Here is a 20826-nt window from a genome sequence, read left to right on the forward strand (position 1 = left end):
CCCCGTCGCCGCGTGTCCGTGCCCGCCCGCGGTGCCGAACGCCTCGACCAGCGGGTTCTCGGACCCGCCCGGCCGCGGCAGGAGCGGGATGTGCACCCGCTCGACCGATAGCGGGTCGTCGATCGCCGCGCTGGGCACCCCCCGGCCCGCCAGGCGCGAGCGCAGTCGGCTCGCCAGGACGGCGGGATCCGGGGCGGGCAGTCCCGCCAGACACGTCTCCTCGAGGAGGACCCGGTCCGCGGACAGGGGGATGGCGTACAGGAAGCTGGGGCCGATCTCGTCGTCGTCGTTCCCGTCACGCGCGTAGTCGGTGCGCCAGTCCATGAACAGGGCCGCCTCCCCACCCAGCGCGGGGGCGGCATCGGCGGCGTCCAGCACGATGCCGTAGGCCGTCTGCAGCGGGCCCGGGTTGAGCCGGCCCCCCGCGCCGCGGCAGTCCACCACGCGGTGGGCCAGGGCGGTCAGGGCAGGCAGTGCCTCGTCGTCGATCGCCTTCCGCTCCACGGTGACCCCCGCGCCGAGCGGGAGGGCGCGCCGCAGTGCGTCGTTGTCCAGCACCGCGTACTCGCGGTGGAGCACCGCGCGCCCGGGCGCGTACAGGGCGGGGGAGGAGACCCTGTGCGCGAGCACGTCGATCCCACACACTTCCGGACGCAGCCACGGCGGCACCTGGTCGGTCCACACCGACAGGGTCTGATGCCACGGCGCGTCGGGCCGCGGGTCGAGCGCCAGGACCGTGAGACCGGCTGCGGCGCAGCGGGAGGCGAGCGCGCGGCCGGCGGGGCCGAGCCCGACGACGGCGACGTCGAACAACTCGTCACCCGTAGCATTCATACGGACCGACACTACCGTCGCGCGAGAGGAACCCATGTCAGGCGCGTTCTACCAGCAGATGGACCACGGTCGCTTCGAGTCGACCGCGCTCACCGCGGGCCCGTGGTCCGCCGAATCACAGCACGCCGGGCCGCCGAGTGCGCTGCTGGTAAGGGCGATGGAGAGGTTCGAGGCGGACGCGACGCTGCGGCTGGCGCGGATCTCGGTGGACGTGCTGGGCCCCGTTCCCATCGCGCCGCTCGACATCGAGGTCCGCACCGTGCGCCCGGGACGCAGCGTCGAACTGCTCGAGGCCAGCGCCTCCGTGGCCGGCCGGCCCGCGCTCGTCGCCCGCGGGTGGCGCATGCGCCGCACACCCGACGACTTCCCGACGGTCGGGACCCACGACGGGCCGCCCGTGCCCGCCACACGCGAACGCGGACCGATGATGAGCTTCGCCCACGCCGACGGCTACCTGTCCGTGGTGGACTTCGCCTTCGTCTCCGGCGGCGGCGACGAGCTCGGGCCCGCGGAGACCTGGGGCCGGGCGCGCGTCGACCTCGTGGAGGGGGAGCGGATGACCGGCTGGCAGCACACCGTGGTGGTGGCCGACTCCGCCAGCGGCGTGTCCCTGGCCAGCGACCCACTGAGTCACCCGGCGGTCAACTGCGACCTCGTGGTCTCGCTGCACCGTGACCCCGAACCCGGCTGGGTGCACCTCGACAGCGAGACCGTCGGCGGGCCCGGGCAGGGAGTGCTCACCGACACGCTGATCTCGGACGATCGCGGGCGGCTCGGTCGCTGTGTGCAGAACCTCTACGGGCGACGCGCGGGCTGAGCTTTCGCAGCCGCCCCTCACGATGGCGTCTGGCCTGCCCCGATGCGCAGGCGAGGCGCCATCGTGAGGGGCGAGGAGCGCTGTCGTGGACATCTGCGGAAGCGAGACGCCAGGCAGAGTAGCGGCTGTCCGGGCGCGTGACGCGACTGCGCGGGGCGGGAATGCACGGGCGGGAGCGCGACGCCAGGGCCGGCAGCGGCTGCACACACCGGACGCCTGGAAGGCCGCCCACAGGTCGCAGCGAACGAAGCGCGGCAGGAGAATTCGCTCAGAGACCGACTCGGCTTGCGCGCTCTGGTCGCGGAGACCCACGTCACCGGACTCGTCGGCTCACTCGCGCCGCAGGTAGAGTGGCAGGTCGGCCCGAACCCGTCCACGGGCGGGCCGCCGACTCTTCCCCGAAGCTACAGCGAGGTACCCGCGCACGTGATCACCATCGACGACCTGGAGGTGCGCGCCGGCGTGCGCACCCTGCTCCACATGGACGGGTCCTCGTTGCGGGTCCAGCCCGGCGACCGGATCGGCCTGGTGGGGCGGAACGGCGCGGGTAAGACGACGACGATGAGGATCCTCGCCGGCGAGGGTGAGCCGTACGCCGGGAAGGTCGTGCGGACCGGGGAGCTGGGCTACCTGCCGCAGGACCCGCGCGAGGGCAACATGGACCAGCTGGCCCGGTCCCGCGTTCTCTCGGCCCGCGGGCTCGACGTTCTCATGGCCGATATGACCGCGGCCCAGCAGCAGATGGTCGACGCTCCCGACGACGCCGCGATGGACAAGGCCGTGCGCCGCTACGGCCGGCTCGAGGACGAGTTCTCCGCCCGCGGCGGGTACGAGGCCGAGAGCGAGGCCGCGCGCATCTGCAGCAGCCTGGGCCTCGAGGACCGGATCCTCACGCAGAACCTCGGCACGCTCTCGGGCGGTCAGCGCCGCCGCGTGGAGCTGGCCCGGATCCTCTTCGCCGCCTCCGACGGCGCCGGCAAGTCGCAGACCATGCTGCTGCTCGACGAGCCCACCAACCACCTCGACGCCGACTCGATCACGTGGCTGCGCCAGTTCTTGGAGAAGCACGAGGGCGGGCTCATCATCATCTCCCACGATGTGGAGCTGCTCGAGGCGGTGGTGAACAAGGTGTGGTTTCTCGACGCCGTGCGCGGGGAGATCGACGCCTACAACATGGGCTGGAAGAAGTACCTCGACGCGCGCGCCACCGACGAGGCGCGTCGCCGCCGCGAGCGCGCGAACGCAGAGAAGAAGGCGTCCGCGCTCAAGCAGCAGGCCGCCAAGCTCGGCGCCAAGGCCACCAAGGCCGCGGCCGCCAAGCAGATGATCCGCCGCGCCGAGACCATGATGAACGAGCTCGACGAGGTGCGCGTGGCTGACAAGGTCGCGCACATCAAGTTCCCCACGCCGGCCGCGTGTGGCAAGACGCCGCTGTTCGCCAGGGGTCTGACCAAGATGTACGGCTCGCTCGAGGTGTTCGCCGGTGTCGACCTGGCGATCGACAAGAGCAGCCGCGTGGTCGTGCTGGGCTACAACGGTGCCGGCAAGACAACCCTGCTCAAGCTGCTCGCCGGCGTGGAGCGCACGGACGGCGAGGGTGGCGTGGTCACCGGGCACGGGCTCAAGATCGGCTACTTCGCCCAGGAACACGACACCCTGGACATGGACGCGACCGTGTGGGAGAACATCCGCCACGCCGCGCCGGACGCGGGGGAGCAGGACCTGCGCGGCCTGCTGGGCGCGTTCATGTTCTCGGGCCCGCAGCTCGAGCAGCCCACCGGCACGCTGTCCGGCGGTGAGCGCACGCGTCTGGCGCTGGCCGGACTGGTGTCGTCGGCGGCCAACGTCCTGCTGCTCGACGAGCCCACCAACAACCTCGACCCCATCTCGCGCGAGCAGGTCCTCGACGCGCTGCGGACCTACGAGGGCGCGGTCGTGCTGGTCACCCACGACCCCGGCGCCGTGGAGGCGCTCGAGCCCGAGCGGGTCATCATCCTGCCGGACGGCACGGAGGACCTATGGAGCCAGGAGTACATGGAGATCGTCGAACTCGCGTAACCGTGCTGCGGTCTAAGTTTCACTCGAATTGCGTTCCGACACGGCGTCGGACAATTGCTTTGCTATGGTCATGGCAGATTCTCGTAGGTCCACCGTGGCAAACCTGATCCGGTGACCTTGGATCGTGATCTCCTCGTCAACGTGTCCGTCTACGACGGGGTGAAGTAGAAGTCCTTCAGCGCGACGATGCTCTTCGTCCTTTCCGTGCTGGGACATGAGGTACGCATAGATCTGAAAGACGTAGCCGCTTCTCAAAGTCTCCTCCCGATGAAATCCGGCCACGACGACCCGGTTGAACTTAGTGTCGATTACTATCTTGCGTCTAACGCCAGTTGCGCCTGGTGAAGGCGCTCGCAAAATGACGTCCGTCTGCATACCGGGAAAAATCTCATGTATCCGTTCCGTACCGTTCTGGGCATCCCAGTTCAGGCGTTTACCATGATCAACCTGCCATCCTCGTCTACCTAAAGAATGCTCGTAGAAACCATGCGCGGCGTGTTCAAACAGTTTCCGCAGATAGCCGTCGGAGTCGTCTGGGCTTACCATGGCAAACTCATCGTCGCTCTGATCTGGGATCGAGAGCGAGAGAAGCAACTCCGCCAAGGTCAACATTCGGTGATCCTGAGCCAACAGTCGTTGGCGCCGCAGAGATCTGGCGACATTGGGATTGGGCGGTGGGCCGGTTACGCCAGCCGCCTGTAATTGCAGGACCAACGACCGAAACAGCGGGTTGTCGGGCAGGAGAGCGTCGGCACGCTGGAGCCCTTCTCGGACCAGCCTGTTCCCCGGAGTGTCGGTGACGATGTCATCAAATCGACAGCGAACCTTTCCTCGCTCAAGCAGCCGGTCGCGAGTAGTTCCTAATAGATCGATGCGCCCCCGGACCCTACGGACATCTTCGCTGGTTCGGACGAATCCCACCGATAGACCCGAATGCAACCGCGTCATCACTTCCTCCGCGAGCATCCCTGCAACGAGTTCAGGGATGTCTTCAGGAAGCCTCTCTGCACCAGCGAACTCATCTCCCGCGTGGCGATAAAGGTGTGACGCAAACAGTTGCAGCAACCAAAGATTCCGGACGGGGATCTTCATATCACTACGGGTCGAGTAGCGCGGCGGTGTGCTTGGACACTTCTTCCGGACGGTCAAACCAGTATTCCTCCAGTAGAGGGCCGATTTCCGTATCCACAACCCGCTCAATCCACTGACGCGTGTCAAGCCCTCCGCGCCTAATGTCTACAGAGGGGGTCACAAAACTGTGTCCGATGCAGAACTGCCGCCCCAACGACCGGTCCGCCGCGATGTGACTATTCAGTTCTTCCATCCGGGCGCCGAATCGCTCAAGAGTGCCAAGGTCGTATCCAAGACCACTGACGTGCTGCGCCCAGTCATTACCAAACTGCGGACTCAGCTCGACAAAAGCGAATCTCCGACGTAATGCCATATCTACTAGCGCCAATGATCGATCCGCCACATTCATCGTACCGATGACAAACACATTCGGCGGAACAAAAAACCGCTCGTCCTCGGCACGAGGGTAGGAAAGACGCATAGCGTACTCAGAGGTCCGCTTGTCCGTTTCGAGTAGCGTGAGCAATTCCCCGAAGATCTGCGCAGGGTTACCCCGGTTAATCTCCTCGATCACCATTACGTACTTGTGGTCAGGGTTGTCCTGTGCGGTAGTGCACATTTCCAAGAACGGCCCGTCTGCCAGCTCGAGCCCGCCCTTGACGGTGGGGCGATATCCGCGCACAAAGTCTTCATAGGACATGGACGGATGGAATTGAAGGACTGTGGTCCGAGAGCTGCCGCGTTCATTACACAACGTCCACGCCAACCGTCTGGCGAGCCAAGTCTTTCCCGTTCCAGGGGGTCCTTGAAGAATGAGGTTCTTCTTCACCAGTAGTCGTTCACGCATCGCCTCGAGCTCATGCCGAGGTACAAAGCTGGCGTCCTCGATAATGGAGTCGACCGTGAATATGTCCCCGAGGAGTCCACCGGTATCCGGAGAAGTACTAGGCGTCTCGTCAATCGCTCCTTCATCGGCCGCGCTTGGCGATGCGGTGTTCACATACTGCCACGCTGCAAACGACAGTTCCGGGATTGAGCTAAACGGCGAAGTCGCGTCTTCGAACCACGCTTGGATCTCTTCAGTGTTAGCGAGAAACGCCTCACCGTCGATTTTCGCGCGCAGGTCGAGCCGCTGGGCAAGATCGGGAAACTGGTCCGCCAGGAAGCTAGCGTTCACCTGGTCGAAAGCGGTAAACACGTTAGGGCGAATCCAATACAGCCCCATCGATAATTGGCGCGTGTTGCCTTGCGCCGCTGCATCGAAGGCCGCCACTAGGGATTCGCGAGACTCCTCGGTCGAAGCCGACGCGTAGCCAACCGCCGATTCCGCCAAATCCCACAGGAAATCGACCTGGTCTGGGTCGCGCTCGTTCTCCCACCTGATGAACCAGGAGTTCAGGTTGTTCACGATCGGGATGCCGGAAAACTCGGCCGGAGCCTTTGCAGAAATACCGAACTCGTCCTTGAATGCTTGAGCGATCTGAGCTCGAGCCGATTCCTTGATCCCCCTGTTGAACGGGCTGAACACCGTAAACGGATCTATATCGCGCAGGGCGCCACGTGTTCCGTCTGATCGTGTGTCGGTGCGGAGATACTTGAACAGGTGCTCCAGACCGGAGTTGCGCGCGACCTTCCAAAGCTTGTCCAGAAGGACCTCTCGATCGCTGCGGTAGCTCAACACCGCGTTAGCGAGCTCTTCGTAGAAGGGCCCCCACTCGAACGTCGCTCGTGATTCCGCAGGGGGAGGATCGCTCAGCAGCTGCTCGATCTCCTCTCTTCCCGTCACGAGAGTGAAAAGCGTAGTAGCAGCGCTCATTTCATTTTGAGCAGGAAGTGACAACTCATCCCGCGACACACCTGTGACAAGCCACTCCACCGGGCGCCAGTGAGAATACATCTGGCTATCTGCTCGGAATTCGTAGTCCCCTGACACTCTTCCGATGTTTAGGGCACGCGTGGAGCGGTCTGGGCACACGATGACGTCACCCACCTTGAGCACGTGAATAAATCGAAAGAGCGTTCCCGCCCACGCTGCAATCGAGGAACTTGAGTCAGAGTTGGCCGCGCTAAGGGCTTCTTTGAACGCGTCCCTTGTCGGCTGAATTTTACGGAGGTCACCAACCTCGTCCCAGCCAATTCGCACCGCGCCGTCGGAAACAGGATCGATTGTGGTTTGGTCGTTGTGGATTCCCCAGAACTCCGCCATTCCCCAAGACTAGCTGTGTCTCAGGGCTGGCATCGCCAATACCCAAAAGGCGTTCTACGCACCAGTCATCCGCCGCGCGATCACCTCGACGGCCCACTCGACCGGAAGCGCCTCGGAGAACTTGAGCTTGTCGATCAGGGTCGGAGGAACCGCTGGAAGCGGCCGCTCACTCTCCGGTAGGGACGCCCAGAACTCGAGCCGCTCCGCTGCAGGCCCGGTGGGCATGCCCTCGTGCAGGGTAATCGCATCGGGCTGGACCATCCCTCCCTGCGGAGCCAGCTCTTCGCCCAAGGCCAGCCCGAGCGCCGCTTGGTAACGACGATTGGCAGCATTGCCCTCGTAGGTCCACCACTTTCGGACATTGTCCGTGGTCGTCCACACTGGGCCGTGCGGGCTCACCGTGTGACGCAACCGGTCCTCATCGTCGGCGAGTGCGGCGCGCGCCCGCGCGGTGAGCCGAATCTGCTCGGGGAGCTCGCCCAGCAGCACCGCCCGCATGCCCTGCGCGACCTGCCGACCGATGTCGGCGCCCCCGAACCCGTACCGTGCTCTACCGCCGCCCGCGGCGGGCTCCACCTGCACCCGGTGCCTGGGCCAGTTGATGTCGGTGACCTTCCACGATCGCCCCGCGAGAAGCAGGCGGATCGGCCCGTCGACGCCGGTGAGCGCCCGCCACTCCACGGTGCCCACCTCCTGCCGGCCGGCGAGCACGGTGAACTCCCGTGGCATCGCAAAGGTAGTGAGCAGGTCCATGAAGTGTCGGCGGCCGAACACCCTCTCGGCATCGGGCCCGAGGAACATGGCGCCGCCATCGACGGTGAGGTACCCCCGCTCCACCAGGACGTCGACGATCAGCTCGGCGGGACGCTCGAGGGTCTCGACGCTCATCAACGGGGTCGCCGCCCACCGGTCCTGCCAGCCATACCGCGGCAGCGCGCCCTCCTGCAGCATCGCGGCCATGATCTGCTGCGCTACCAGGTGCAGAGGCACCGGAGGGGGCACAACGGGCTCGACGTATCCCGTGCCCCAGGCGTGCAGGAGCCCCAACGTCCGGAGCAGATGCCGGGGTTCGGTGGCGATGAACAGGCAGTTGCGGACGGTGCCAGCGCGCCGTCCGGTCCGGCCGAGCCGCTGGAGGAAGCTCGACACGGTGGTCGGGGCACCGATCTGGATCATCCGGTCCAGATCCCCGATGTCGATGCCCAGCTCGAGGGTTGAAGTCGCCACGATCACGCAGTCGCGCGCTTCGGCAAAGGCCAACTCGGACCGCCTCCGTTCCTCGGCGGAGAGCGACGAGTGCGAGAGGTACACGTCCACGTCGAAGCCCCGGACCATCGATGCGAGCTCCTCGGCCTGCCGTCGACTGTCCACAAAGACGAGCCGTTTCTGCCCCCGGTACAGCTTGGAGAGCAGGACCGCGGCGGAGTCGAGGGTGTCGACCGCGTCGACGACGATGTCGGCGTCCCCGGCGACAGGCCGGACCGCCTCACCCACGGCGACACCCGGCGCGATCACCCGACCGGCCCGCCCGTCGACACCGCCCTGCAACCACCGCAGCAGATCCTCGGGGTTGCCGACGGTCGCGCTCATCCCGATCCGCTGCAGCGGCCGCCCGACCAGGTGCTCGAGGCGCGAGAGCACGGCGGACAGATGCCATCCGCGGTCGTCACCGGCAAAGGCATGCACCTCGTCGATCACCACGGCCCGCAGGTTCGCGAACAGCGTGCGGTGGTCGGTCTTGGTGGAGGCGAGCATCGCCTCGATGGATTCGGGTGTGGTGAGCAGGATGTCCGGTGGGTCGGCGCGGATGGCTCTGCGGGCACTCTCGCCGACGTCCCCGTGCCACACCTCGACGCGGCGGCCCATCCACGCGGTGTAGTCGACCAGACGCACGGCGAGGTTGTTGAGCAGCGCCTTGAGCGGGGTCACGTACAGGACGGTCAGCCCGGCCCAGTCTTCGTGGGCCATGCGGGAGAGGACGGGGAAGACGGCGGCCTCGGTCTTGCCGCCGGCGGTCGGCGCGAGCAGTAGGGCGTCCTCGCCGTCGATGAGTGGCCGGACGGACTCCTCCTGCAGTGGCCGCAGGCTGGGCCAGCCGAGGGAGTTGACCACGTGGTGCTGCAGTAGCGGGTGCAGCGCGGGGAAGCCCTGCGGGGCGCGGTGGTCCATCTAGAGCTCGATGGCGTCGGGGTCGTCGATGGCTGACGACGACGAGGCCGCCACTGCGGACCGTTCGCTCTGACTGAGGTCGGACGCGTCGAGCGTCGGGGTGAAGTGCTGTCGCGGGAGGAAGTCCGGGAACATCTCGACGCGATCCAGGCAGTCGACGAGCATCCGCAGGTACTGGCGGGGTGCGATCCCCACCTGGCCGCCGAGTTTTCCTGCCACGGACTCGGCGAGCACGCGCAGGTAGGTGTCGTCGACGAGGGTGGTGACCCGCTGGGCTGCGGCGGGGTCGAGGCCGACCGCGTAGAGGTCACGCACGCGCGATCCCACCTCGACCAGTCGGTCGAAGTCGAAGGCCTGGAGCCGGATCTGTGGCTGCCGGGGGTTGTCGAATCGGGGGTCGGCGTCGAATTTCACGCCGATCCGCTGGTCGAGCGGAGGCAGTCGCTTGATGCCCTGTTGTCCTTCGAAGAAGGCGCTGGTTCCGGTGATGAGCAGGTACATCCCGGGGTAGCGGCCGGAGTCGAGTTCATCGATCCACTGCCGCAGGGCGTTGAGGGCCTTCTCGCGGACGTCGCCGCGCATGCGCTGCAGGGTCTCGACCTCATCCAGTACGAGTAGCAGGCCCCGGTGACCGGAGCCGGCGAGCACCTGGAGCAGTCCCTGAAAGAAGCCCATGGCCAGGAAGTGGTCGAGTTCGCCCTTCACCCCGGCGGCTCGTTTGGCCGACGCGGCGACGTTGCGTTGACCGCCGAGCCAGGCGGCAAGCCCGTCGGCAACCTCGGTATCACCGTTGAGCAATGCGTCCCGATACCCGCGCAGGGCCAGCGGGAACACGGGCGCAGCATCGGCGACGGAGCGCAGTCTCTCTTCGAGCAATTCGGCGCCGTCTGCTCCGGAGGAGGCCGCGTCGTCTTCCACTCCGAGGAGCCAGTCGTCGAGCACCGCCCGGAATGCCTGTCGAGAGACGGCGGGGGTACGGAGTTCTTCGCAAGATCGCCGGTAGACGGTCTCCAGCCGGTGCAACGGGGTTTCCAGCTCGGAGATCTGGACTTCAGCCACGGCGAAACCCCGCTCGATGGCCTGCTGTTGCATCCAGCGTGCGAAGAACGTCTTGCCCGAGCCGTACTCGCCGCGGACGGCCTTGAAGACCGCTGCGCCGCCGGCCACCTTGTCCAGTTCCTCCCCGATCACCGGGGCCAGGCGATCCAGGCCCACAGCGACTTGGTCGAGGCCTTCGGCGGGCACAGTGCCCTTTCGCAGGGCATCGATGATGGCGGTGCGGCGGGCGGGGGACAGGCTCATGGGAGTCCGTACTGTTCGCGGAGAAGCTCGGGGCTGAAGACGACGTCGTTCCCGTCGATCTCGAGGACCGGCATGCCGTCAATGTTGACCACCTTCTGCATGCGGGTCAGTGTGCCCCGCAGACGGATGGCGTTCAGCCCCACTCGTTCGGCGAGTCCTGCCATCGGCATCCGCCCATTGTTGTGGGCGATGGCGCGAAGGGCATCAGCGAACTCGCGCGGTTCGAGCCCGACGTTGTGCGCCTCGACCTGGTCCCTGAACTGACGGTTCCTGGCCAGGGAGGTGTACAAGTCGCTGGTGCGCGATGTCGCCTTGGGCGAGGGCGGCGGCTCGGGATCGTCGAACAGCGTGCTCTGCAGTTCACTGGGTGTCGAGGTCGGCGGCGGCGTGGGCCGTTCCGGTTGTGTCGCGCCGGGAGTGACCGCCCCCTGAGATGCGGGCTCGGGTGCGCTGAGGTCCCACCATGCGGGCCACGGGTCCGACATCGGTAGCGCCGCGGGAAAAAGGGAGTCTTCGTCGAGCCCGTCGAGCGACTGGACGAGCACGGAGATGGGCGCGCAGACCTCAGCTGGCGCGGCGCCACCGTGGTAGCCCGCCTTCTTTCCCGTGTACCGCAGGTCCTCGTCCACTGCCAGAATTGCCGATCCGCCGGGGGACAGCACTCTGGTGCCGGATACTTCCCGTTCGCTGTCGTCGGCGGGGGGTCCGTCGCTGGGACGCCAGCGGGCGCTGACCGCGGTGTCCGCATCGGCTTTGGGGATCTGGCTGCGTTCCACCACGTGCCCGTGATCGGACACGATCACCACGTCTCGACCGACGGCGCGGGCGTATTCGAGGAGCTTGTCCATGTGGGTGATCCGCTGGGTGGTCCAGGTGGCGGCAATGGGGTCCGATCGATCCAACGCGTCGTCGACGGTATTGAGGACGGCCCCGACGACCGGAGTGTGGGTGGTGTCGTAGATGGTCTGCCGGACCTGGTCGGCGATCCCGGAGTCGAGTGCAGCCTTGTGGAACAGTCGAGCCCCGGGCAGGGCCGCAGCGAAGCCCTGCGCCTCCTCGGTCTGCCCGCCTGCCATGAGCGTGCCGGTGAGCAGCGAGGTCCGGGAGTAGGTGGTGACCGACGGCAGCGTGGTTGCCGCCACGTGGAGGCCGCGGGCGCTCAGATCGAGTTGCTGCCAGACGGTGCCGTGTCGGTTGCGGAGGTCCTCTGAGAGGCCGTGGGCTGCCGCCATCGAGAGCCCGTCGACCACCAATACCAGCAGCGGCCGGCGCTTGCGCTCTTCGCCGGAAACCGGTCCGGACTTGTGGAGCGGCTCGATGACCTTGCCTATGACGTCTTCCACGAGCAGGGCCGAGCCAGCGGAGGCTCCGTCGGCGAGCCTGCTGGCGGCCAAGGCGCCGAAGGACCGGTCGATTCGCTTACGCGTGTCGAGCACGCGGTTGGTGACGTCGCGGGTGAGCGCATCGGGGTCCACGGTGGAGTGTCCAGCATCCGGTTTGGGGTCGGCGGAGAATCCCCTCCAGGCGGTGTTGACGGCCCGGTCCACCCAGCTCAATTCGGCGGCATAGTCGCGCATGGCTTGTTCGATGGTCGCGGTGCGCATCGACTCTTCGGCGTGGTCGGCTGCAGTGTGGTGCCATCTCAGCAACCGCAGGAGCGCGGCGGCGGTGTCGATGTCGCCGGAGTAGGCCCGCCCGGCGTCTACGTGTTGCCGCATGTCCTCCAGGGCGCGCAGTGCGGGACGGTCATCGCCCCCTGCCAAAACGGGAGCTAGGGTGCGGACGAACCGGTCCAGCCGGCGCTGGAAGCCGCCCGGAAGGATTGTGGATGCGGCGAGCAGGGGACTGTCGGAGGTGTCGTCGACGTGGTCGAGTAGCTGACTGGCCTCGGCGAGGGCCGCGGTCACCGGCTGGCCGTGGTCGAGCATCGACCGTATGGCGGTCGCCGCCCCTCGTCCCCAGTCACGTAAGGTTTCCTCGTCCTGAGGTTGCCCGGCGTGCTTGCGGAAGAGTGCACGTGGCACCGCGAGGTTCCGTCCGTCGGTGCTGCTGGCGCCCTGGCCCAAGGTTTCGGCCACGACTCCTGCTGGCAGGAGGGCTCCGGGCCCCCGCGCGGACCACAGGGCCCGGATGCTTGATCCGGTGAGGGTGAGCCCGCGACAGATCCACGTCAGGAGCGACTGGCGGGTGGGTTCGGACAGTTCGTCAGCGACGTGGTCCCAGGACTCGGTGGCCTCGGGGGTTGCACTCCAGGCGAGCAGGTCAGCGAGTCGGGTGTTCTCGGCCAATCCGAGCACGTGACGGGTGACTTCGGCATAGAGGTGATCTGCGGTGAGGACGGGCGTCGAGGTGGGTTCGAGCGACGCCCGGTGCGGGGAGAGCAGTGCGACGAGCCCACGTATGTCCTGCCGATTGCGGGGAACGCGACCGCCGGTCCGTGCGGCCGAGAACAACCCGAGGAGCGTGCGGGTGGGGTCGAGTTCGAGTGATCGGCCCACTGGTTTGAAGTGCTCTTTGACGCCGTGGGGGATGTCGTCGTCGCGGAGGTCGGTCAGGACCACCCGCCACGGCGTGTCCGGGTCGTTTCGGTGCCGGATGACGTCTCGGAGTTGGAGAACCGTCCTGCAGCAGTGAACGGGGACCATGAGGTCCTCGACCGAGATTGCGGTCGGGCCGTCCCAGCGCGGCTGGGCGTGGACGACGAGCAACCCTCTGCGGACGTTCTTGTCGCGGTAGAGACCAACGAGGAGGCCCCGTATGTCGTCCTCGGTCGCGGTGGCGGGTGACGACGACGAGGTGTGCACCTGCGACGCCATGCTCACGCTTGGTCCTCCTCAACCGCGATGTCGATGCGGTAGCGAACGTGCTCGCCATGAGCTTCTCGGAGCTCGTTCAGGGCGGTCTCCACTGCCGACGCCACGTGCGACCGTTGGGCCGAGAAGTGACGGCGGGTGCCACTGCCTCTGATCTCGATCTCCGTTGCCGAAACCGGCGGATTCGGCGGATCGGGATGCACCGGATCGTCTGGCGGATCAGGAACGACTGGCGGGGGAGGGTCGACTGGCGGGGAAGGATCAACCAATCCCACGACCTTGGTAATCCACGCTTGAGCGGCTTTCTCGAACTTGCCCACCGCGGTGGCCAAGTTGGTCACGAACTCGTGCTGGCCCACGCCGGTGGCGAGCCCGGACACGATCGTCTGAGCGTCCGCCCCCAACGCTCCGGGCCTTTCGCGTCCCGCGAGCAGGGTTTCAAGGCTCTGCCCCACGTTCCGTGCCACCGCGGCCACGTCAGCGGCGCTGGTGATGGACAGGCTCGCCTCTGTGGTTGTCGCGCCGAGGTACCGGTTGCCGGACTCCTCGGTGGCGGCCAAGGCTGCAACGAGTTCTCCGGGCCGGTCTTTCTTTGTCGCCAGAGTCCGGAGGAGTTCTGCCTGCCGGCGGGCAAGTGCGAGCCGGGCCCCATCCTCCGTCAGCTCCAGTCGCGCACTCAGCTTGGAGAGCTGTTGGACCAGGTCCTCGCTGCCCTGCTTGTGTTCGGCGGCGTAGCTCGCCACCTCGGTCGACAGGCGGGTGAGGTTGGTGGGGGACAGGTGGTGCCGCTCGGGCAGCCCGAACAGGTGCTGGGCAGCCCGAACGGCCCGGGTCCAGTCTTCCTGCGCGGGCAGGACGGGCTCGCGGAGCTGGTGGTGGAGCTGGATGTCCTTGAATGCGGGAGCCGCGATCGGCGCGTTGTGCAGGAACCAGCTCCGGTCTCGGGACTCGGCCCACGCAGCGGCGAGCAACACGAGACTCTCCTTGGTGAGCCCCGCGGTCTGCCGGAGCTTGTCGATCACCTGAGTGAGGTCCCCGACGGTGACGGTTCCGTGGGCGTCTGGGCCGAGTCCGCTGTCCTGCAGTCCCCGGTCGATCTGTCCCGCAAACGTAGAGAACTCCGAGCTGGGGAACACCAGGTGTGCCTCGTACACGTTGGCTACCCGCAGTCCTCCGAGTACCAGCGCCACGGAGCGGCGTACGGATTTGTCGAAGTTCGCCCGACCGTCCGCGTGGGAGTCGGACGCTCGGAGCGTGTCGAGTGCGCGACCGAAATCAGCCTGGGTGAGCGCGGTGGTGGTGTCGAACCGCGGGTGGTCGGGGTACCGCTGGTCGAAGGCCTGCTCGTAGAGGCGCCGTGCGGCTTCACCGAGGGTCGCGCCCACGGGTCGCTGCACGTCGACGGTGGTATCCATCGCACGGACGGGAGGTTGCCCTTCGGGGAAGGTCTCACCGCCGGTGACGCCGTACTTCTGTCGCAGGATGGCCGCGAGCTGCCCGGCGAGCTGGTCGCGCTGGGTGTACATGACTTGCCGCACCCGCTCGCGGTCACCCTCGGCGAGGTAGCTGGTGTAGCCACGCCACTTCTCCGGCTGAAGCACCCAGTCGATCGTGACGAGCCTGCCCAGGTCCTCCATCTGCTTGCGGTCGAGAAACGCGGGCAGCCAGGCGAGGCTGAACGCGTCGAGGCCGTCGGCGCGCATCCGGTCGAGGCGGGAGTGGTCATCGGTGACGCCGTACTTGTCGTCGTCATCGAGGGGGAGGTCCACGATCACCCGCAACGCCCCGGGCGCCACGGGGGAGACGAGGTGGTCGGGTACGGACTCGGGGTCTCGGACGTTGCCGAAGGCGATTTCGACGGTGCGGGTGGTTCCACGCCATACGATCTGCGTGCTGCGGGCGCCGTCCTGCTGAACCGGTACCGACTCGATTCCGAGTTCGTTGATCAGGATCGACCTCAGCCGCTCCCGGCGCCGCGGGTAGGTGTCTTCGGCCCGGGCGCGGTCGAGGATCTCGTCGAACGGCAGCTCTTCGAGGGTGATGGAGATGAGCGGGTCGGTGGTGTCGGTGCCCACGGTGATCTCGGGGACCGAGGTGTTCCATTCGCGTACCGCCTGCAGCGCCTGGGCGGGAGCATCGCTGGCCACCACGACGGTGAGCTCACCATGGTTGAGATGCGCGAGCCGGCTGGCGGTGAGTGCCTTGAGACCGGGCACCTCGGGCGCCAAAGCCGAGAGCAGCAGCGTCTTGGCCAGCCGCAGCCGGGCGCGAACACCGCGTGGTTGCTGCAGGTCGGGAACTGCCGGGTCCTGGTCGGGGAACTGCGCGAACACCGCAGGCCGGAGCTTGTCGTGCCACAGGGTACGCGCGGTCCGGAACCGCGCGGCCACTGCCTCGTCGGCGCCGCCGCGCTGGTTGCCTTCGATGATGTAGTCGAACACTTCACCGACGGGGATGACCTGGTCGATGGTCATGGTGTCGGCGAGGTCGACGAGCATCGTCTCCATTACCTTGAGCGCGGTTCGGTCACGCTGCATGGCGGAGGAGAGGTTGATGAGGGTGTCGATGAGGACGGGGCTGAACGGGTAGGTGAGCCGGAAGTCGTCTTCGCTGGAGCCGCGGTGCTGATCGTCGGTGTTGACCTTGTCCAGAAGGACCGGCTTGACGGCGGCCGACAGGTGCAGCCTGTCGAACGATTCCTGGAGTGCGGCTGCTGCTGAAGCATCCTTGGGTGAGAGGAGCCTGCGATGCGCGATCTGCGGAAGGTTGGCCGTCCCGAGGGTGATGGAGGAGAAGCGTCCTTCCTGGTGGGCGATGGACTTCTCGCGGATGCTGGCGGCTTCGCCGGCCTCGATGGAGGAGTCTTTCCATGCCTTGAGGTCGTGCTGGCGGGCGATGAAGCTCACCACGGGGATCGACATGCGTCCTTGCGCGGATTCGATGAATCCGGTGAGTTTCTGGATCTCCCGACCGAAGAAGTCGCGGTTGGAGAAGTGGAACGTCAGCCACAGGATGAGTTCGTCGAGCAGCAGCACCACGGCCTCGTAGCCGAGCCCTTTGGCGTGAGCCGAGATGGCGGCGAGACCGTCGGGTAGGTGCAGCCAGTCGGTGTTGGTGCTTGCCGAGGTGAACCAGGTCTGACTGAGTGCGGAGATGAGGTGGTCGCGGTCGATGCGGTCGGCCGCGGGGTGACGGGCGCGATCGTAGGTGGCGGTGTCCCAGGTGCGGGCGGGAGCGCCGCCGAGCGCTGCCAGGTCGAGGCCGCCAGGTGTCGACGACGACGAGGTGGTCCCGTCCGGTCCTGTGGTCGCTTGCGCGAGGGTCGCGAAGAATTGTTCGTCTCCGACGGTCGCCCGCATCTGTTCCGCGTTCTCCAGCAGCCCTTCGGCGCGGTGCAGAACTGGCGGGGTGGCGCCGGGGTGCAGCTCGGCCAGCTGCTCTAGATACCCGGTGAAGAGAGTGTCCTCGATGGAGTCGGAGCCGAGGAAGTGGAATGGCAAGGTGAGGATTGTCGAGTTCGTCGCACGGGGGTGGCGGGCGACGTGTTCTTGTAGCTCGGGGATCATCCGGGCTTGAGGGTTTCCGCTGAGCAAGGCCATGAGTACAGCCATGAAGTGCGATTTACCGGAGCCGAAGGAGCCCTTGAGGAAGGCTCCCTTGTTCTCTCCTTCGGCGATGGCGCTGTCGACCAGTGCGAGTGCGGCGTCGAAGGCGTCGGCGATAGAGGGGGTCACCACGTAGTCGGCGAGGGTGGCGCCCAATTCGTCGGCGGTAGTGGCCTCGGAGAGCTGGAGTACGAACGTCGAGGTACCCGAATGGTCGGGAATCGAGAAGATCTCCCGCAGGGAGGGGCTTGTGCCGGGTGCTGGGGCGCCGGGTGGGGTGAAGGCCATGGGTCTAGCTTTCCGTAACGGGTGCAGTAGCGGTTGATGCGGCGCGACTGCGGCCGCGGGTCGCTGGGGCGGGTCGCCAGTTGGCGAGGTCGTCGACGGCAACGCCCACGTTGTCGGCGAGGGTGGCCAGTTGGCCGTCAAGGTAGTCGGCCCAGTCCAGTCCGAGGGTGGCGTCCATACCGGAGTGCCACTGCCTGATCCAGGGCATGACCTCGGCCAGTCCAGCTACGAGCGGGACGAGTTGCTCGGTTGGGGTGTCGTCTTTGCGGTCGTCGTATAGCGACAGCAGCGCGATGCCTTGCTCTGCGTGGTCCCAGCCTGCCCACCCGAGCATCGGGGTGGGATCATCGGGCCCGGAGGCGTCGGGGTAGGAGATGAACCGTTCCTTGGGCACGTCGAGTTTGCCGCGCGCCTGCCAGTAGGACGACTTCCGGAAATCTGCCGAGGTGTACTTGGGAGGAACCGGCACCTCAGCAGTGGTGATCTCACCGCGGTCTTCAGCCCGCTGGGCGTCCCAAGTTTGCTGCCACGCAGCGAATTTACGCAGCCCGGAGTCTTTCAACCGCATCGCAGCCAGATGCGGTACCGCCTCGTCCTTCAACAGTTCGAGAAGGTTGGCCAACACTCCGGCTTGACGCTTGGTCGACCACAACTCCAACGCCCCGGCCACGCCCTCCAGCAGTGAATCGGTGTCTACTCGTGCGGCGAGCTGACGCACTGACTGCGGTTGCGGATACCCGTTGCCGGCCTTCCACAACTGCGGGTTCTCGAGCCGGTCCAGAATCCACGACGCCAGCGCCTGCCGGACCCGGTCCTGCCACGGGGTGGAGGACCACCGCCGCTTGTATTCGGGCCGTTCCAGTAACTCCAGCGACCGATCCTGCCCGATCATCTCAAGCCGACGCTCCACAACCGTTCGGTACTCCTCGGGCAGATGCTCAGGGATCTGAGTGATCGGGGTGGATCGATGCCGCTCAAACCACGCCGTTTCCACCTCACTTGCAGCCACTTTCCGGGCAAGAGCAATCTCAAATGCACGTTCACCCAGCGCAATGCCCGGAACTTCGCCTACTGGCAGCGACTCATCGGCCTCGGTGAACCCGTAGAGGTGGTACACCTGCCAATCGAGCTCTTCTTGCTCGGCGATCATCAGCGACCGGACGCGGTTCCACTCCGCCTCACCCCGAGCAAAAAGCTCCGCCGACGGCAGCTCGCGCTCCAACAACGCCGCCGGCTCGGTCGCCGCCAACTCCTGCGCAAGACCATCAATCCGCCGCGCACGGTCCACCACTGACCCTGCCGGGAGCGGATAATCTTTTAACGTCGCCCCAGTAAACTCATACCGATCTGCCCACGGATGGAGTCCTGCGCTTTTTGGATAAGAATTCTGTCGGAGCCAGAAGCACGCCGTCGACGAGTTCAGCACACCGAGGAGCTCGAGATGCTCGTCCTCACCAGCGCCCTCCGGCAACTTAATCACCGGTGCGGAACGATTGAACACCTTTCCGCCCCGGTCCAAAACAAAATGGTTATGCGTAGCAACAAACGCAAACGCTATCCCTAGTGGCACCGAAAATCGCTTAGGGAAAAACATTGAGTGATCGAACCATCGGAGCCCACGTTGTTCGAGCGTCTGCTCGAAGTCCACGCGTCGACTCAGGGTGGCTCGATTCCGCCAAAAGAACCTCTCAGTTGCCGGCTCGAGCCGGATGGGACGACCGGCCGAGTCATACGGGAAAACAGACAAGGTGTCGTAATTCAACGAGAAGTCACGAACGGTCTCGCCGGTTACAAGAGGAACAAGCTGATCCAAATGCAAGGTGTGTTCTGAATTAAGAGTCACGAAGAATGCAGGATCAGAGCCCGTGTGAGTCGTTCTACCCACCACAGCTTCACAATCTGACAATGCGTTCGCCTTGGCACGGTCGATACGCGACGCGACTTCCGGGGCGGCCCCACCCTGCAACGACCACGGATGGTTGGTCAACCCCTGCCGCTCTAGGCTGGCAACGCTGATCCACTGATTTTCGTATCCCGGAGTGTCGATGTGTTCAACGATGCTTCGCCAGACGAGACCCTGCGCGGCGTCGTCAGGTGCGCCTGGTTCGCCTTGAATTCCCAGTACTGCGCGGACAGAGTCTGCTTGCGGTGGGCGGTTACGCGACACCAGCGTGACCGTGGGCGTGCCGTGACCAGGTATGTAGGCGCCGGAGGTGTCGATCACCTCGAGAAGGTCCTTCCGCGGCAAGAACTCTTCGATGAGAGGGACGCCGAATTCGCGCGCCATGAACGAATTGGAGGTAATTTGTCCGATCCATCCCGCACGCGACTTGTCCATCGTTCCGGATTTGGCGAGGGCGTGGAACTGCTCCATGAACGGCACTGTGAGTGCGTAGGTGCCCTTACAGTAGCTGTACAACTCGCGGTAGCGCTGGTTAAGCGCCTTGTCCTTGACCGTGATGTATGGAGGATTGCCCACCACCACGTCGTACTGATCCCGCGCCAAAACTCGCCGCAGCGCCTCAACGTCCTCCGTTGTCAGCTGTGCCCCGCTGGCGACCGCGTCCGGGTCGAAAGAGATGCCGTACTCAAGACCGGACTGGCCAGCCGAGTCCTCGCTCCAGAGCAACGAGTCGCCTGCGTGAACGTTCAAAGGCAACTGGGGTGCATCCAACAGGCTCGACATGCCCATCGCCTGAAGCGCCGCCACCACCAACCGGAACCGGGCGATAGCAACAGCAAACGGGTTGATATCCACCCCGTGAATCGACTCTAAAGCGAGCCGGGCATGCTCTGCCGGATCAAGTCCCGGCTCATTCTGTCGCCAATAGTCCAGCAATCGGCCAAACGCCCCGAGCAGGAAGTGGCCCGAACCGCACGTCGGGTCAATGACCTTAAAATCCACCGCCGCAGTGCGCCCATCATCCTCAATCCGGGGACGGCGAGGACGACGCTCCCCAACGCCGGCGTCAACGTCCGATCGAGAATGAACTCCTCCACGAACTCCGGCGTCTGCAACAACGCGTACTTCTTCTTCGCGTACTCAGACAAATCCTGATACATATCGCCAAGAAATCGCGTATCGAGCTGCGGATCGTGCAACGCCCATACCGTCGCATTCTCCGCGTCAGCCTGACGCCAGAATTCCACCAACCGCTGCGCAGCCTGATCACTCGGCTCAGCAATATGGATCGCCGCGTGCTGACCCACCAGTGACGCAGCAGCAGGAGAACGCTCAAGCTGCGCAAACGCATACCTCAGATACCCGCGGAACCCCTGATCAAGGTTCTGCGAAAAGAACCGCTCCTGCTCATCCACCGCCCGGGCCCGCCCATCAGCATCGGCGCCGCTGATCCACCGCTTATGTCGCCCCAGCAGGTCGTTGTCCTCACAAAAACGCACAAACACGCTCGTGAGCACCCACCCCACCGCAGCCTGCGTGAGCTGATCCTCCACCCAATCCGTCCACGTAGCACCAGTGCGCTGTGCCTCCACCAACCCGGCATGCCGCGCCCGCCACACAGCAGCCCGGTCGGCGTCGTCCTCCAACCGCTCACGCATATCCTCAACCAAGTCACGCACCACCGGCTGCAACACCTGCGTCAACGTCGAATCCTGAGCCTTCCGCCCACCCCGCGCACGACCAGCCATGCGGCACATCCT

General features: G+C 65.8%; 11 protein-coding genes. 2 read left to right on the forward strand and 9 right to left on the reverse strand.

The window, feature by feature from the left end; all coding sequences use genetic code 11:
- On the reverse strand, positions 1 to 834 hold an 834-nt coding region (locus tag HMPREF3086_RS14200), incomplete at its 3' end, for a lycopene cyclase family protein (protein WP_070722539.1).
- A gap of 34 nt (positions 835 to 868) precedes the next feature.
- Here HMPREF3086_RS14200 and HMPREF3086_RS14205 point away from each other — a divergent pair.
- On the forward strand, positions 869 to 1651 hold the full coding sequence (locus HMPREF3086_RS14205) for a thioesterase family protein (protein WP_070722510.1): 783 nt from the start codon (positions 869 to 871) through the stop codon (positions 1649 to 1651).
- Positions 1652 to 2077: 426 nt separating this feature from the next.
- Entirely contained in the window at positions 2078 to 3709 is a 1632-nt protein-coding gene (locus HMPREF3086_RS14210) for an ABC-F family ATP-binding cassette domain-containing protein (protein WP_070722541.1), read from the forward strand.
- A 12-nt stretch (positions 3710 to 3721) separates the two neighbouring features.
- Here HMPREF3086_RS14210 and HMPREF3086_RS18145 read toward each other — a convergent pair whose 3' ends face one another.
- The 8 genes from HMPREF3086_RS18145 to HMPREF3086_RS19665 are packed head-to-tail and all read right to left on the reverse strand — an operon-like array spanning position 3722 to position 20814.
- Complete coding sequence (locus HMPREF3086_RS18145; RefSeq protein WP_083324455.1) at positions 3722 to 4801, reverse strand: 5-methylcytosine restriction system specificity protein McrC; 1080 nt, start codon at positions 4799 to 4801, stop codon at positions 3722 to 3724.
- Between the two features lie 4 nt (positions 4802 to 4805).
- Positions 4806 to 6986 (reverse strand): AAA family ATPase, encoded by a 2181-nt coding sequence (locus HMPREF3086_RS19660; RefSeq protein WP_083324456.1) that lies wholly within the window; start codon positions 6984 to 6986, stop codon positions 4806 to 4808.
- A 54-nt stretch (positions 6987 to 7040) separates the two neighbouring features.
- The gene (locus tag HMPREF3086_RS14220; protein ID WP_070722513.1) at positions 7041 to 9155 is read right to left on the reverse strand and encodes a DEAD/DEAH box helicase; all 2115 of its coding nucleotides are present in this window, start codon (positions 9153 to 9155) and stop codon (positions 7041 to 7043) included.
- A complete protein-coding gene (brxD, locus tag HMPREF3086_RS14225; RefSeq protein WP_070722515.1) occupies positions 9156 to 10457 on the reverse strand; it encodes a BREX system ATP-binding protein BrxD in 1302 nt (433 codons plus the stop codon).
- Positions 10454 to 13273, reverse strand: coding sequence for a BREX-2 system phosphatase PglZ (gene pglZ / locus HMPREF3086_RS14230; RefSeq protein ID WP_070722517.1), 2820 nt, complete (start codon positions 13271 to 13273; stop codon positions 10454 to 10456). Before pglZ ends, brxD begins: the two co-directional genes overlap by 4 nt.
- A 2-nt stretch (positions 13274 to 13275) precedes the next feature.
- Positions 13276 to 17163, reverse strand: a complete 3888-nt coding sequence (locus tag HMPREF3086_RS14235; RefSeq protein WP_070722518.1) for a BREX-2 system ATPase PglY family protein — start codon at positions 17161 to 17163, stop codon at positions 13276 to 13278.
- 4 nt (positions 17164 to 17167) lie between these two features.
- A complete protein-coding gene (pglX, locus tag HMPREF3086_RS18150) occupies positions 17168 to 20053 on the reverse strand; it encodes a BREX-2 system adenine-specific DNA-methyltransferase PglX (protein WP_246831009.1) in 2886 nt (961 codons plus the stop codon).
- Positions 19936 to 20814: a hypothetical protein gene (locus HMPREF3086_RS19665; RefSeq protein ID WP_070722521.1), complete on the reverse strand. Its 879-nt coding sequence runs from the start codon at positions 20812 to 20814 to the stop codon at positions 19936 to 19938. The genes pglX and HMPREF3086_RS19665 overlap by 118 nt, the downstream gene beginning before the upstream one ends.
- Positions 20815 to 20826 lie beyond the last annotated feature (12 nt).

The sequence above is a fragment of the Dietzia sp. HMSC21D01 genome, assembly GCF_001815995.1.
Lineage (GTDB): Bacteria > Actinomycetota > Actinomycetes > Mycobacteriales > Mycobacteriaceae > Dietzia > Dietzia cinnamea.

What these genes read in the sequence shown, in the direction of transcription:
- HMPREF3086_RS18145 (WP_083324455.1), bottom strand. Translation starts at nt 4,801, where the DNA reads ATGAAGATCCCCGTCCGGAATCTTTGGTTGCTGCAACTGTTTGCGTCA.
- HMPREF3086_RS19660 (WP_083324456.1), bottom strand. Translation starts at nt 6,986, where the DNA reads ATGGCGGAGTTCTGGGGAATCCACAACGACCAAACCACAATCGATCCT.
- HMPREF3086_RS14220 (WP_070722513.1), bottom strand. Translation starts at nt 9,155, where the DNA reads ATGGACCACCGCGCCCCGCAGGGCTTCCCCGCGCTGCACCCGCTACTG.
- HMPREF3086_RS14205 (WP_070722510.1), top strand. Translation starts at nt 869, where the DNA reads ATGTCAGGCGCGTTCTACCAGCAGATGGACCACGGTCGCTTCGAGTCG.
- brxD (WP_070722515.1), bottom strand. Translation starts at nt 10,457, where the DNA reads ATGAGCCTGTCCCCCGCCCGCCGCACCGCCATCATCGATGCCCTGCGA.
- HMPREF3086_RS14235 (WP_070722518.1), bottom strand. Translation starts at nt 17,163, where the DNA reads ATGGCCTTCACCCCACCCGGCGCCCCAGCACCCGGCACAAGCCCCTCC.
- pglZ (WP_070722517.1), bottom strand. Translation starts at nt 13,273, where the DNA reads ATGGCGTCGCAGGTGCACACCTCGTCGTCGTCACCCGCCACCGCGACC.
- HMPREF3086_RS19665 (WP_070722521.1), bottom strand. Translation starts at nt 20,814, where the DNA reads ATGGCTGGTCGTGCGCGGGGTGGGCGGAAGGCTCAGGATTCGACGTTG.